The sequence below is a fragment of the Acinetobacter sp. YH12045 genome (assembly GCF_013419925.1).
In the GTDB taxonomy this organism is placed as follows: Bacteria; Pseudomonadota; Gammaproteobacteria; order Pseudomonadales; family Moraxellaceae; genus Acinetobacter; species Acinetobacter amyesii.
Genome location: NZ_VOZE01000007.1, coordinates 103,406 through 117,188 on the forward strand (window position 1 = coordinate 103,406; position 13,783 = coordinate 117,188).

Genomic DNA, 13,783 nt, shown 5'->3' on the forward strand with positions numbered 1-13,783 from the left:
AATTTACCATTGAGTAAATTTAATCTTACTGGGCCATGTAAATAAAGCCAGCTTTTCTCCGATATATTCATTATTTTAAACGTTGATAGTGAGCTCAACGCAAAAAAAATTATAAATAAGAATATTCAGCATTACATATGACTTTAAATGAATAAGTGCAGATTAATTATTTCGTGCATTTGAGTCTTGTTGGATCAACTCAATTTTATAGCCATCTGGATCTTCAACAAAGGCAATGACGGTCACACCACCTTTCATTGGTCCTGCTTCACGTACCACGTTTCCGCCACGTGCTTTAATTTCTTCACAAGCCTTGTAGGCATCATCTACTGCAATAGCAATATGCCCATAAGCGTTACCCAATTCATAACTCTCCGTATCCCAGTTATGCGTTAACTCAAGTACAGTATGATTTTCTTCATCACCATAGCCCACAAATGCCAAAGTAAAACGACCTTCTTCATAATCACGCTTACGAAGCAAAGTCATACCGAGTACTTCAGTATAGAACGCCAATGAACGCTCTAAATTGCCTACACGTAACATGGTATGCAGCATGCGCATAATCGAGTTTCCTAAATCTATCATTATGTTTGAATACTATAGGGATTTAACATGCAAAGTTCAATTTAACTCTAGAACGCATATACCCGCTTATTTCAAATATCCTAGTCCAAAACCGCAGATATGCTTAGGCTATTTAGTAGCTTAGAATAAAAAAGCCCACTCAAACTGAATAGGCTTTTTTAATTCAAATTGAATTATAAACTAGATTTCTGTTCATGCTCTTTTAATAATTTAGCCACCCAAACTACTAAAATTAAAATCGGAATACCAATTAAAGTCGTCATCAAGAAAAATTTCGGATAACCGATATTGGTCACAATCGTACCAGAATAACCGCCTAAAATTTTAGGGGTTAAGGTCATTAATGAACTAAAGATGGCATATTGAACGGCTGTGAAAGAAACACTGGTTAAACTCGATAAAAATGCGATAAACGCCGCGCCTGCAAGTCCTGACGCCAAATTATCAACAATAATCGCGAAATATAACCACAGCGAACTATAAGGCTTAATGACCTTTCCTTTGATGTCCACATTCTGTTCAGCACTTGCCAAATTAATCGGTTGAATATCAACACCAAGTACACCCGCCATATTGGCTGATGTATTCACTTGATATGTTAAATCGACACTCTTTTTCACTACATCATTTTCTAGCAGTTGAGCCGTTAATGTTTTTTGCTTTGCTGTTTCGAGCGCTTGCCCTGGAATTGCAGCACTAAAAACACCAGTTTTATCAAGCTTCGCATCGAACGGTTTAGCATCCAAAATAATTTGAATTTTTTGATTTTCTTTTAACTCGCCTGCCAAGTATTGTCCACGGACCACGATACTATTTGCAGTCTCTTGAGCTGAAATCGTGTTATCTGAAGTTACTGGCAGCAACATCATTGCTGAGTTTGAAAAAGCATTATTCAGATACGGCAAACTCACCTGTACTGGATGTTGATTCTTCGACTGATAATCCGCAGTGACTTTAATATTTTGATCTCCAGCCAAGACTGCTTTTGGAATTTGAACTGCCCAAGCTCCCGTGTCATCCGGCGTCGCTGTATATTGCTGCCCTGCTACATTTACAGTGACATCGCTCAATGGCTGACCTGATTTGACTAGGCCGATAAAAATCAAGTTTGTTGAACTTGCTAATATCGCACCGACAAACATTAATTTCATAATGTTCATGCGCTGCGCTAGCAAACCACCAAGGAAGCCACCAACCAAGCTGAAAATCACACCATAGACTTTTACAGCTTCAGCAATCTGCTCTTTGGTGAAGTTTAAATCTTGATAAAACACATTAGAAATGACGCCGGCGATAATATCGGAAATACGGTAAAAACCAATAAGTAACAACAACACTAAAGCCAGTTTTAGACCATAACGCTTAAAGAAATCTGCAACTGGATTAACCCAAGTTTCAAATGCCATCTGCTTATTTACAGCACCTGATTTCACTAAAACTGAACCGATACCAAAAGCAACCACAGCTGAACCAATAAAGCGCACAGCCTCTAAACAGAACAAGGTAAATGAATCTGAAATTTGCCACTGCTCTTTCAAGCTTTCAACCGCTACACCTGAATAGATATAACTCAAGACAAAGGCAACCACCGCAGCAAAGAATACCGCGACTAAACGATAATAGTCGGTCCGTTTATAATGCTTTTGTACACGGTCAACTTGCGGCTCACGTATCGATAAAGTTGTAATAATACCAATAACCATCACAGCAGCCATTGCAAGATAAGTATATTTCCAAGCTTCATAAATATAGTTACCTTTGGCCGTGCCTAAATATGCCGCCAAAAATAACGCCCCTGCACCTGCCACGATCATGCCGATACGATAACCTGCATTATAAGTCGAAGCTAAAACGGTCTGCATTTCAGTTTCTGCCAACTCAATACGATAAGCATCAATCACAATGTCTTGCGTTGCGGCAGAAAAACCTAGCAATACAGCGCCAGCGGCCATTTGGTAAATATAGCTTTGTCCTAAAGCAGGATCTGAAAATGCCATGATACAAATTGCACAGATAATGAGAACCTGAGCGATCAATAACCATGCACGGCGACGTCCGAGTTGTTTGGTTAAAAATGGCACAGGTAACTCATCAATTAATGGCGCCCAAACAAACTTAAACGAATAGCCAAGCGCTGCCCAACTAAAAAAAGTCACTGCACTTTTATCAATTCCTGCTTCACCTAACCAAAGCGATAAACTGGAAAAGATCAGTAAAATTGGGATACCGGCCGAAAAGCCAAGAAAAAGCATAATCAGCGCACGTCGGTCTAAAAATGCAGTAAAAGCAGATTTCCATCCTGAAGCTTGTGTTGTCATGACTCAGTTATTTTTGTCAAAATCGAATGTTGCTATTCAAGCGCTTAATGACAACGGTTTCAACAACATTTATGAAATCATTGTTTTATTTTATCGATATTTCGCATGCTGTTGCTTGATCTTTGGCATTAAACCTGTATACCTTAATTACATATCTCTATTCTTTAGTTTTTTGGATTCAACAGTGACCCAGCGACTTGAACAAATTCACTCTTCTTTATCAACTACCATTAATGAAGCCAACACAAAAAACTTAGCAGAAACAGTAACGACACTAAAGAGCGCTTTTGATCAACCCGAAATACAGAATACTTTAACTAAAACCCAGTTGCAGCCACTTCAGCTGACGCATACACCTGAGCTAAAAAAAATACCAACGTCTACCAAGCGGATCAAACCACTTAATGACTTTTTAGGACAAGATCGTGCCCGAGCTTCGGTCGAGGCTGGCATTGCATTACCCTATTCAGGCTATAACATTTTTGCTGTAGGTACCGCAGGCTTAGGTAAGCGCACCATGATTAAACGCTTATTACAACAACACGCTAAAAATATGCCAACGCCTTCAGATTGGGTCTATGTCAATAATTTTAAGTTTCCGCGTGAACCAATTGCGCTAAAACTTCCTTCTGGTCAAGCGACAAAATTCCAAGCGTTATTACATCAAAGTTGGCAAACCATATTAAAACAGCTTGAACGTCGCTTCACCGCAGAAACCTATCACAATCGCATTGAAATGATTCGCCAACATGCTGGTGATGAACAACATCTTGCTTTAGTTGAATTAACCCGAGAAGGTGAAGAGCTCGATCTTAAACTGATTTCTCAGGATGATGATCATTGTTTCGTTCCCGTGCATTTGGTCGATAACAAATACCAAGAAATGTCCAAAGAAGACATCAATGCACTAAGCAGTAAACAACGAGCTGAAATTGCGTCAAACGTCCGTTATATGGATAAAAAACTTGAACGCCTTGGTCTACATCTTGGTGATCTTGAAGATGACGCACGCGATAAAGTTCAGGTTTTAAACCGTGAAATTGCTAAACAAGTCGTCATGCCGCGTATTGATCTAATTCAAAATAAATTCAGCATGGTTGAAGGCTTGGAAGATTATCTGAAGCAATATGCAGATGACATCATTCAAAATGTTGAGTTTGTGCTTGAGCAAGAAGAAGATGACTTTACACCTGGCCTATTTAACCGCGTGCCATCTCGCTACCAAGCTAACATCATCGCCACACACAAACCAAATGCTGGTGCGCCCGTTATTTTTGAAGATTTCCCAACCCATTACAATTTGCTAGGTCATGTCGAACAACTGACCCAAAATGGCACCATCACCACAGACTTTACGTTAATCCGTCCTGGTGCATTGCATAAGGCCAATGGTGGATTCCTCATCTTGGAAGCTGAACAACTTTTAGAGCAGCCTTATGCATGGCAAGGTCTAAAACGTGCATTAAAGTCAGGACATTTAAAGCTGTCTTCACTTGAACATATGCTTACATTGACAGGCAGTATTTCGATTGAGCCTGAAGCTATTGATTTAAATATCAAAGTGATCCTACTTGCTGAACCTGATATTTATTACGATATTTTAGAACTCGAACCTGAGCTGGGCAGTGTCTTTAAAATTCGTGCCGATTTTACCGATACATTACAACGTAATGACATTAATGAGCAGGCATATATGCAGCTAATTGCTGATTATGTGCAAACAGACAAACTTCTGCCGTTTGACCGTACAGCACTTGCTGCACTGTTAACTGATTCAAGTCGTCAAGCTGAAGATCAAAGCTCTTTGTCATTACATGCCCTCACCTTAGGTGATTTGATTCGTGAAGCACATCATCATGCAGCACTTGCTGGCGATAAAATGGTGACAGAAACACATATCAACACCGCTCTTGATCATCGTAAATACCGTCTAGGCTACTTACGTGAATTATATTGGCAAGATCTCACTCGCGGTACACAGTTAATCGAAACCAAAGGTCATCGATTCGGGCAGATTAACGCCCTCTCTGTGATTCAATATGCTGATGTTGAATTTGGTTTACCGTCACGTTTAACGGCTTCGGTTTATCAAGGTGGCGGCGATATTTTAGATATCGAGCGTAGTGTAGAACTCGGTGGTTCTTTACATGCCAAAGGCGTCCTGCTGATGTCGAGTTTCTTAAAGGCACACTTTGGTCGTGAACAAATTTTACATTTTTCTGCTGCCCTTGCCTTTGAGCAAAGCTATGGCCAAGTAGATGGCGACAGCGCAACTGTTGCAGAGCTTTCAGCTCTTATTTCCGCTATTAGCCAATTACCGATCGATCAATCATGGGCAATCACTGGCTCAATGAACCAATTGGGTCAAGTTCAACCGATTGGTGGTGTAAATGCCAAGATTGAAGGCTTCTATGATGCATGTAAATTACAAGGGCTAACAGGCAAGCAAGGTGTGATTATTCCACGCCAAAATATGCAGCACTTAATGTTACGCAAAGATGTGATTGAAGCTGTGCAACAAGGTCAATTCCATATTCACGCCATAGATACCATTGACCAAGCTCTAGAAATTTTGATGGCGCGTCCAGTAGGCACTCTTGATAAAAAAGGTCGTTATAGCAAAGGCTCAATCTACGCTGCTGTCATGGAGCAACTTGAATACTGGCAAGCGATTGAAGATGGTGCTGAGTTTGAGGAAGAAGAGCCAAAGAAAAAGAAAAAAAAGAAGAAGTCAAAAAAGGACAAAGATAAAAAGGCAAAGAAGTCTGAAGCTCAAGACAGTACTGCTAAAAATGGGACTACTGAAAACGAGCAACGTGTTGAAGAAAGTCCGACTGAAGACAATCCGTCATAAATCTTCGATGAGTTTATTCATTTGTTGATTTTTCCACCATTCATTACACTTTAAATGCCTTTGAAATGGTGGAAAAACGCATAACCTCAGACTTTTTAGATAATTAAGTCATAAAAAAAGCGCCTTAAAGGCGCTATTTTTTATTTGTATCCAATGATTAAAATCATCAAATACATATCCAATTAAGCTTCCGGAGCTGGGCTATATTGTTCAACTAAAGGTTGTAATTCACCTTTTTGGAACATATCAAGCATAATGTCGCTACCACCGATCAACTCACCATTGATCCATAATTGTGGGAAAGTCGGCCAGTTTGCAATTTGTGGAAGAGTTGCGCGAATATCTTGATTTTCAAGAATATTTACATAAGCAAACGGACGACCAATTTGACTGAGCGCTTCTACTGCACGCGCAGAGAAACCACACTGTGGAAACTGTGGAGTGCCTTTCATGTAAAGTAGAACTGCGTGTTTAGCAATTTGGTCACGAATTAACGCTTCTGTATCGCGTGCTTGTTCAGTCATTGATATATCCTCAATAAATCTGCTTCGCATTATACCCAAAACTGAGTAAAACAATATGACTAAAGCAATATTTCACGTTTTATTTACATTTCAGCTTTTCAAGTGAGTCATATTTTGCTTATATAGACCTCTTGATGCTCATATATATATGGCGTCTCCTCTATATTATTTCAATCACCTGACAAATTAGAGTTAGTCATGAATAACATTACCCTTGCCCCAGTACAAACTGATCAACCATCGCACTTGATGCCAGTCTTTGGCCGCCAACCGATCAGCTTTGTCCGAGGTCAAGGTGCTCACCTGTATACTGCAGATGGCACAGAATACTTAGACGCACTGACAGGGATCGCTGTTTGTGGTTTAGGTCACTCACATCCTGCAATTACAGCAGCAATTGCTGAACAGGCAGCGACCCTCATTCACACCAGTAACTTATTTGAAGTGCCTTGGCAAACGGCTGCTGCGCAAAAATTAGCAGAAGTTGCGGGTATGGAAGAGGTTTTCTTCTCAAATAGTGGTGCAGAATCAAATGAAGGTGCAATCAAAATTGCACGTAAATTTGGTCATATGCAAGGTGTCGCAACACCAAAAATTATCGTTGCTGATCATTCTTTCCATGGTCGTACCATGGCAACCTTATCTGCAACAGGTAACAAAAAAGTTCAAGAAGGCTTTGGCCCATTGGTTGAAGGTTTTATCCGTGTACCTTTCGGTGATATCGAAGCGATTGAGGAAGCGGCGATTCACCACCCTGACATCGTAGCGATTTTGGTTGAGCCGATCCAAGGTGAAGGTGGTGTAAATACTGCACCTCAGGGTTTTAGCTACCTAGAAGAAATTCGTCAAATCTGTAATCAGCACAACTGGTTAATGATGCTTGATGAAGTGCAAACAGGTAATGGTCGTACAGGTAAATACTTTGCGTATCAACACACTAATATTGTTCCTGATGTGCTAACTACAGCTAAAGGTCTGGGTAATGGCTTCCCTATCGGCGCAGTCATGACTCAAGGTCGTGGTGTTGGCGTTTTAACAGCGGGTAACCACGGTTCAACTTATAGCGGTACAGCATTAGGTTCACGTGTGGTTTATACCGTGATTGATACCATTCAAAAAGAAAACCTTGTTGAAAATGCTGCAAATATGGGTGCGTATCTTGTTGAGCAATTCACAGAGCAACTTGCAGAGCAAAACGTGACTGTTCGTGGTTTTGGTTTAATGGTCGGCATTGAATTACCTAAAGCATGTGGCGAACTTGTGAATATTGCACGTGATGAGCATCACTTGATTATTAACGTAACAGCAGGCTCTGTGATTCGTTTATTACCTACGCTGAACATCAATAAAAAACAAGCGGATATCTTGATTGAACGCATTGTTAAAATGGTGAAAAACTTTCTAGCGTAATATGTGCCGAAAGTAAAAAAAGCCGCTAATTGCGGCTTTTTTTATATCTTCTTCAAATTTTTTTGTTTTTATGAGGCTTCTTGGTATACACGTCCGCCTGGTAATTGACTGAAATACAATTTTAATGCATCTAGGCAACGATGAATTTTAGTAGGCTGTTGATCACGTTTAGACATCACCGCATATAGAGTAAATGATGGTAAACGCCATTCTGGTAAAACTTCAACAAGAGAACCGTTTAATAAGTCTTTTTGCGTATCTAGATATAATATTCTTGCAATGCCATGTCCTTGTTGACACATTGCTTTTGCAGCAAATACATTATTTGTTGTAAATCGGGAGTGCACATCCAATGCAACCTGCTCTTTAGTCACTGCATTTTCAAATGCAAAATGCTGAAAGTTTTTAACCAAATTTATTTGAACCATATCATGATTTTGTAAATCTTCTGGTCGTGTAATTAAACTGGTTTGGTTGATATAGCTTGGTGCTGCAACGAGAACTTGTTCAACATGTGCCAATGGCACCACATGAAACTGTTGATCATCAATTTTTGAACTCATTCGTAACGCAATATCAATGCGGCCATCAATTAAGTCGATATATTGATTATCTGCTTCTAGATGAACGGATAAACCGCGATGTGCCGACATCCAATGTGACAATGCAGGAATCACATGATTCGCACAAATTTCTGGTGTCGATGCAATACGTAATTCACCGACTAAGTCGTCACGAAGTTCATTGATACGAATTTTGCCGCGCTCTGCGGCAGATAGCATCTCTTGGCAACTATGAAAAAAAGCTTGTCCAGCTTCTGTCAAACTTAACTTACGTGTTGAACGATGTAAAAGAATGACTTCCATATCCTGCTCTAGTGAGCGGATTTGCTGACTCACGGCACTCGTGGTAATACCTAACTCACGAGCAGCACCGCTAAACGAATTTTTTTCCACAACGCAAGCAAAGACACCCATTGCTCGAAGTTGATCTAACATAAATTTCCCTCATAAACTTATGAGAAGCTTCATCTTTCGATAAAAGCAACTCATTGTATTATACGGGGATATTTTGCTTTTGCATTATATATTTAATTATTTGGTAAAACTGCAGTTGGATTGATTGGTTTACCATCTAAACGCACCTGAAACTCAAGCATCGTACGGTTTGTACCCGATGAACCCATCTCACCAATTTGCTGCCCTGCTTTCACAGTATCACCACTTTTGACATTCATTTTACTGTTATGTGCATATGCGGTGATATAGCCATTAATGTGCTTCACCAAAATTAAATTGCCGTACTCTTTAAGACCATCGGCTGCATAGACCACTTGACCATCAGCTGCTGCAAAAATAGCGTCACCCGTATTGCCTGCGTAACGTGTTCCTTTCACATTCGATGCTAAGTTATAACCTTGTAATACCGTAGGACGTGATACTGGACTCACCCAACGTAAACTTGAAGAACTGACCACTGGCGTTGGAACTGTAGTTCGCGTCACTGTCGACGGTGTGGTTGAAGCTTGTGTCACGGGTGCTGTTTGCGTTGGCATTGCAATCGTTTGGCGTTGAATTGGTGCCGCTTGAGTCATGGCTTGCGTAGACGTTGTACGACGTGAGCCGCCATTTTTAAGGCGAATGGATTGTCCAACATAGATGCGATAAGGCTGCGCAATATCGTTCATTTCTGCAATGCTGACATAGCTCAAACCATAGCGAGCGGCAATGCCACTTAAAGTATCTCCCGAACGAACTGTATAATAATCCGGAGCAGTCGCATAACGGGTCGCATTATTAATTTGTGGTTTTGACGCACAGCCAGTCATGACCAAAGTCGTAACAACCGCAGCAGATAAAACAAGGGTCTTAAATAATGCTGCAGGAGCGGCAATAACGCGATATTGTGACACCAGGGACATCATCTTCCTCACTAATAATTCAAATATAGTCATTATGAATGGGCTAAGATTAGCAAAAATCCACTCTAAAAAAGTTGCGGCATAACCATTTTCACAAAGTTATAACATTAATACTTAAGATTTAGATAACTCTGAGTGCAAGTTATTCAAAATCTCATAGTTTGTAGCATCCATTTGTATAGGCGTTACACTGACATAACCATTTGCAACTGCAAAGAAGTCTGATTCGATATGCGTTAAGCCTTTCTTAGGCTCTGCCACTGCCTCGCCTGCCAATCCAATCCAATAGACTTGACGACCACGCGGGTCTACATGACTGGTAATCGGTTTGGACTGTAAACGTCTTCCTTGATAGGTCACTTTGGTGCCTTGAAGTTCAGCAACATCTGGAATATTAATATTAAAAATATGTCGTGCAGGTAGCGCGGGTAGTCCATTGGCAATAAAATCATGCACCCATTGCGCGGCGACTGCATAATCTTCTGGGTTATTATAACTACGCACATTTGGCCCAGCCAAAGACACGGCTAGCGCAGGTTGTTTCATTAAACGGCCTTCAAATGCCGCACCCACTGTCCCTGAATACAGCACATCATCGCCCAGATTTGCGCCACTATTGATTCCACTCACCACCAGATCAAATTCGAAGTCGAACAAGCCATTCATTGATAAATACACACAGTCCGCAGGTGTACCATTTACCGCCCACATATTCGGTGCAATTTCGACAGGTCGTAATGGTCGATCTAAAGTTAAAGCACTTGAAAAACCGCTGCGTTCGCTTTCAGGCGCCACGATCACCACACGACCGAGAGGACGCAATGCATGTGCTAAAGCTTGGATACCGGGAGCAAAAACGCCATCATCATTGGCAATTAAAATATTCACAACTAAATTTCCATTACTAAAAAATTAAAAATGACTTGCAAGAACATTTTATTGAAATATATGAATAATTATATATATTTACATTTCAACATCCAGCATAAATGTGTGTGTACAAAATGAATAAAACCGTAGCACTTCGTGGTTTATTGGGCTTTGCTCTAGCAGCTTGCATGACTCAAACTGTGGTCGCAGACAATGACTTCACTCAAGAAGAAGCCAATACCATCGTAAAAGAAGATATTGCATCTGCACAAGTCATGTTAGAAGTATGCCCTGCGATTATTGGTCAAAATGCAAAATTTGATGCCAACATTCAAGCACTCACTAAAACATATCTTGCTGATTATTCTGATAAATCAATGACATTAGAAAAACTACAGTCTGACAGCGAATATAAATCAGTTCTTGAAGAAGCGCGCCAAGCTGCTAAAGAAACTGATAAAGCTGAGCAAAAATCAGTTTGTGATGACGTTTTAAGTTATGAAGGTTAATTGATCATTCAGCTTTGGACGTCCTCTAAATAGGTTAGTCCTTATTGCATCAAACCTGCCGAAAAAAGGATGAAGCCTTATAGCCTCATCCTTTTTTCTTTCACAATGTATTGATTTTTAAACAGCTTCAATACAATTTTCTACTGATCTCTACCAGAAATACGATTAAGCTAAGCAAATAAATTTTAGCTATTTGATATCTTTTAGGTTATTTAACAGGTTATTTAAATGAAAAACTCCTTTGTAAAATCTCTTTGTGCCCTTAGCCTTTCTGCTTTTGCTTTCACTACCATGTCTGCACATGCCGCAGATGAAAAAATTGAAGTTACCCCTACACCTCAAGTGACCAGTCAAGAACTTGCAGCTATCTATGTACTATCTGAAGTCTGCCCAAAATTGGTGAATGACAAAGATCAACCAAAGTTTGAAGCGGGTTATGCAAAATTAGCTAAAGAATATATGCCGAATGAAAAGAACCCAGTAAATGCTTTACAGCAACTCAGCAAACAAAAAAGTTTTAAAGACGCTTTAAAAGAAGCGCAGTCTGATGCGAAGAAAGCTGGCGATAAGAAAAATGGTGCGATTTGCAAAGAATTGACTGCTTACAGCAAATAATACCAATTGGTTACAATACTTTTAAAATAAGCGCTTGCACCCCATAGCAGTCCGCCTAGCTTTGTCCTAAAATGCTAGGCTCTTTGTGCTTATACCTAAGTTATTGGAACCACCCAGAATGACCCGAAAAACCGCCCTTGCCGCATTACTACTTGCACCTAGTTTTTCATTCGCGGCAACTGTCCTTTCTGCACCACCTGAATTAAATAATAAATCTTATGTGCTGATGGACTATGAGACAGGGCAAATCCTTGCTTCTAAAAATGAAAACGAAAAATTAGCTCCTGCTTCAATGACAAAAATGATGACCAGTTACATCATTGAGCAAAAGTTATTAAGCGGTGAACTAACTGAAAATGAAAAAGTACGTATGAATGAGTCGGCTTGGTGTCGCGGCAGCAGCACTGAGTCATGTATGTACGTTCCGCTCAACGGTACTGCAACTGCATTAGAAATGTTACGTGGCATTATCATTCAGTCGGGTAACGATGCTTCTAAAGCTATGGCAGAACATATTGCTGGCAATGAAGGCACCTTTGCCCACATGATGAACCAAGAAGCGAAGCGTATTGGCATGGTGAATACTCAATTCATCAATGCGACAGGTATGCCAGCTGAAGGTCATTTCTCGACTGCCAAAGATATGGCGACTCTAGCGCAACATATCATTCATGACAGTTCAAAATACTATCCGATCTACTCTGAAAAAGAATTTACGTTCAATGGCATTAAGCAAGGCAACCGTAATGCCCTGCTTTATACTGACCCAAGTGTAGATGGTTTAAAAACTGGTCATACTGAAGAAGCTGGCTACTGCTTAACGACTTCAGCTAAACGTGGTCCTTTACGTTTAATTTCAGTGATCTTTGGTGCGCCAAGCATGAACGAACGTGCATCTCAAACACGTGAAATTTTAGCTTGGGGTTATGCAAACTTTGAAACTGTAAAAGTTCAACCTGCTAAACAAGTGCTTGCAAAAGCAAAAGTTTGGTACGGTAAAGACAATGAAGTTCAAGTAGGTCTAGCTGAAAACTTTAACGTGACGATGCCTAAAGGCGAAGCGAACGCCATTAAAACTCAATTGGTTGTTCAACCAAAATTAACTGCTCCTTTAAAACAAGGTCAAGTGGTCGGTAAATACGTTGCAACGCTTAATGGCAAAGTCATTGCTGAAAAACCACTTGTAGCTCTACAAAATGTTGAAGAAGCTGGTTTCTTTGCAAAAATGATTGATCACATCAAACAATTCTTTAGCAACTTATTCTAAGTTTGATGAAAACTCGATATTAAGACTAAAGTGAAAGCATCTAGATTTCGGTCTAGGTGCTTTTTTATTTTATACTGCCTAAAAACCTGTAGATGACTTTCCTATGAGCCAAAACATTCGCCCTTATTTAGACACTGTTCCACGTATTGCTGACTCTTGCTATATCGATGAAATGTCAGTGGTGATTGGCGATGTTGTATTGGCTGAAAATGTCTCTGTTTGGCCATTTGCTGTGATTCGTGGTGATGTAAACCATATTCGTATTGGTAAAAACTCTAATGTGCAAGATCACTCAATGTTGCATGTGAGTCATAAAAAAGCCGATAAGCCTGAGGGTTCTCCACTGATTATTGGTGAAGATGTCACAATTGGTCATCATGTAAAATTGCATGGCTGTACTATTGGTAATCGTGTTTTAGTCGGTATAGGTACGATTATTTTGGATGATGTAATTGTTGAAGATGATGTGATGATAGGCGCTGGTTCACTTGTCCCACCCAATAAAGTTCTAGAAAGTGGTTATTTATATGTGGGCAGTCCCGTTAAGAAAGTTCGCCCACTGACCGATAAAGAAAAAGCGTTCTTGCCTTATTCAGCGCAGAATTATGTGAAGGTGTCGAATAATTATCTTGATCAAAATAAATAATATACGCATTCGTTTTTAGTTTTAACAGTTCCAGCTTATGTCTAAATGCTTCATTGACAGACAAATTCAAATACAGAGTAACTCTTTAATATTGATTAAACCTTATACTTTATTAGACTTCTTTCATAATTCATTTTTTGCTCAGCTCTAAATTATAGATTCCCGCAATTAAATTGAATCTTAAGCCCAGTCTTTTTCCTCGATTACGATATCGCTCGGCAAGGATTTTGAAAGTTTTTAAACTACCAAATACATGCTCAA

Annotated in this window: 12 protein-coding genes and 1 pseudogene; 6 read left to right on the forward strand and 7 right to left on the reverse strand. The window is 39.9% G+C overall.

Annotation, left to right across the window (positions count from 1 at the left end; genetic code table 11):
• Nucleotides 1–162 precede the first annotated feature (162 nt).
• Together gloA and FTU02_RS11270 are read right to left on the reverse strand one after the other, a co-directional pair.
• On the reverse strand, nucleotides 163–564 hold the full coding sequence (gene gloA / locus FTU02_RS11265; protein ID WP_078191833.1) for a lactoylglutathione lyase: 402 nt from the start codon (nucleotides 562–564) through the stop codon (nucleotides 163–165).
• Nucleotides 565–761: 197 nt separating this feature from the next.
• A complete protein-coding gene (locus FTU02_RS11270; RefSeq protein ID WP_180157179.1) occupies nucleotides 762–2,906 on the reverse strand; it encodes an MFS transporter in 2,145 nt (714 codons plus the stop codon).
• Nucleotides 2,907–3,090: 184 nt separating this feature from the next.
• Here FTU02_RS11270 and FTU02_RS11275 point away from each other — a divergent pair, with 184 nt between their 5' ends.
• The gene (locus FTU02_RS11275) at nucleotides 3,091–5,760 is read left to right on the forward strand and encodes an ATP-binding protein (RefSeq protein ID WP_180157180.1); all 2,670 of its coding nucleotides are present in this window, start codon (nucleotides 3,091–3,093) and stop codon (nucleotides 5,758–5,760) included.
• Between the two features lie 182 nt (nucleotides 5,761–5,942).
• On the opposite strand, the gene grxD is transcribed toward FTU02_RS11275, so the two are convergent.
• On the reverse strand, nucleotides 5,943–6,284 hold the full coding sequence (grxD, locus tag FTU02_RS11280) for a Grx4 family monothiol glutaredoxin (protein ID WP_067762767.1): 342 nt from the start codon (nucleotides 6,282–6,284) through the stop codon (nucleotides 5,943–5,945).
• 198 nt (nucleotides 6,285–6,482) lie between these two features.
• Between grxD and FTU02_RS11285 the strand changes: the two genes are divergently transcribed.
• Nucleotides 6,483–7,694 (forward strand): aspartate aminotransferase family protein, encoded by a 1,212-nt coding sequence (locus tag FTU02_RS11285; protein ID WP_180050531.1) that lies wholly within the window; start codon nucleotides 6,483–6,485, stop codon nucleotides 7,692–7,694.
• A gap of 68 nt (nucleotides 7,695–7,762) precedes the next feature.
• Here the strand turns inward: FTU02_RS11285 and FTU02_RS11290 are convergent, their stop codons facing one another.
• From FTU02_RS11290 to surE, 3 genes are all read right to left on the reverse strand, one after another.
• Nucleotides 7,763–8,692, reverse strand: a complete 930-nt coding sequence (locus FTU02_RS11290) for a LysR family transcriptional regulator (protein ID WP_180004878.1) — start codon at nucleotides 8,690–8,692, stop codon at nucleotides 7,763–7,765.
• 92 nt (nucleotides 8,693–8,784) lie between these two features.
• Nucleotides 8,785–9,615 carry a peptidoglycan DD-metalloendopeptidase family protein gene (locus tag FTU02_RS11295; protein ID WP_180040634.1) on the reverse strand — a complete coding sequence of 277 codons (831 nt, stop codon included), beginning with the start codon at nucleotides 9,613–9,615 and terminating at the stop codon, nucleotides 8,785–8,787.
• 114 nt (nucleotides 9,616–9,729) lie between these two features.
• Nucleotides 9,730–10,503, reverse strand: a complete 774-nt coding sequence (gene surE / locus FTU02_RS11300; protein WP_078190173.1) for a 5'/3'-nucleotidase SurE — start codon at nucleotides 10,501–10,503, stop codon at nucleotides 9,730–9,732.
• Nucleotides 10,504–10,619: 116 nt separating this feature from the next.
• Between surE and FTU02_RS11305 the strand changes: the two genes are divergently transcribed.
• The 4 genes from FTU02_RS11305 to FTU02_RS11320 all read left to right on the forward strand — a co-directional run bounded on the left by FTU02_RS11305 (nucleotide 10,620) and on the right by FTU02_RS11320 (nucleotide 13,522).
• The gene (locus FTU02_RS11305; protein ID WP_078190174.1) at nucleotides 10,620–10,994 is read left to right on the forward strand and encodes an MCR_0457 family protein; all 375 of its coding nucleotides are present in this window, start codon (nucleotides 10,620–10,622) and stop codon (nucleotides 10,992–10,994) included.
• A gap of 228 nt (nucleotides 10,995–11,222) precedes the next feature.
• Nucleotides 11,223–11,609, forward strand: a complete 387-nt coding sequence (locus FTU02_RS11310; protein ID WP_111884221.1) for an MCR_0457 family protein — start codon at nucleotides 11,223–11,225, stop codon at nucleotides 11,607–11,609.
• Between the two features lie 118 nt (nucleotides 11,610–11,727).
• On the forward strand, nucleotides 11,728–12,876 hold the full coding sequence (dacC, locus tag FTU02_RS11315) for a D-alanyl-D-alanine carboxypeptidase PBP5/6 (RefSeq protein WP_078191838.1): 1,149 nt from the start codon (nucleotides 11,728–11,730) through the stop codon (nucleotides 12,874–12,876).
• Nucleotides 12,877–12,979: 103 nt separating this feature from the next.
• Nucleotides 12,980–13,522 carry a gamma carbonic anhydrase family protein gene (locus FTU02_RS11320; protein ID WP_180035324.1) on the forward strand — a complete coding sequence of 181 codons (543 nt, stop codon included), beginning with the start codon at nucleotides 12,980–12,982 and terminating at the stop codon, nucleotides 13,520–13,522.
• A 130-nt stretch (nucleotides 13,523–13,652) separates the two neighbouring features.
• Here the strand turns inward: FTU02_RS11320 and FTU02_RS11325 are convergent.
• Nucleotides 13,653–13,783, reverse strand: a pseudogene (locus FTU02_RS11325) (IS5/IS1182 family transposase); the annotation flags it as partial.

Bases quoted from the DNA above. Each gene is read 5' to 3' on its own strand.
- gloA (WP_078191833.1), bottom strand. From the start codon at position 564: ATGCGCATGCTGCATACCATGTTACGTGTAGGCAATTTAGAGCGTTCA.
- FTU02_RS11290 (WP_180004878.1), bottom strand. From the start codon at position 8,692: ATGTTAGATCAACTTCGAGCAATGGGTGTCTTTGCTTGCGTTGTGGAA.
- FTU02_RS11295 (WP_180040634.1), bottom strand. From the start codon at position 9,615: ATGTCCCTGGTGTCACAATATCGCGTTATTGCCGCTCCTGCAGCATTA.
- dacC (WP_078191838.1), top strand. From the start codon at position 11,728: ATGACCCGAAAAACCGCCCTTGCCGCATTACTACTTGCACCTAGTTTT.
- FTU02_RS11320 (WP_180035324.1), top strand. From the start codon at position 12,980: ATGAGCCAAAACATTCGCCCTTATTTAGACACTGTTCCACGTATTGCT.
- FTU02_RS11310 (WP_111884221.1), top strand. From the start codon at position 11,223: ATGAAAAACTCCTTTGTAAAATCTCTTTGTGCCCTTAGCCTTTCTGCT.
- FTU02_RS11270 (WP_180157179.1), bottom strand. From the start codon at position 2,906: ATGACAACACAAGCTTCAGGATGGAAATCTGCTTTTACTGCATTTTTA.
- FTU02_RS11305 (WP_078190174.1), top strand. From the start codon at position 10,620: ATGAATAAAACCGTAGCACTTCGTGGTTTATTGGGCTTTGCTCTAGCA.
- FTU02_RS11285 (WP_180050531.1), top strand. From the start codon at position 6,483: ATGAATAACATTACCCTTGCCCCAGTACAAACTGATCAACCATCGCAC.
- grxD (WP_067762767.1), bottom strand. From the start codon at position 6,284: ATGACTGAACAAGCACGCGATACAGAAGCGTTAATTCGTGACCAAATT.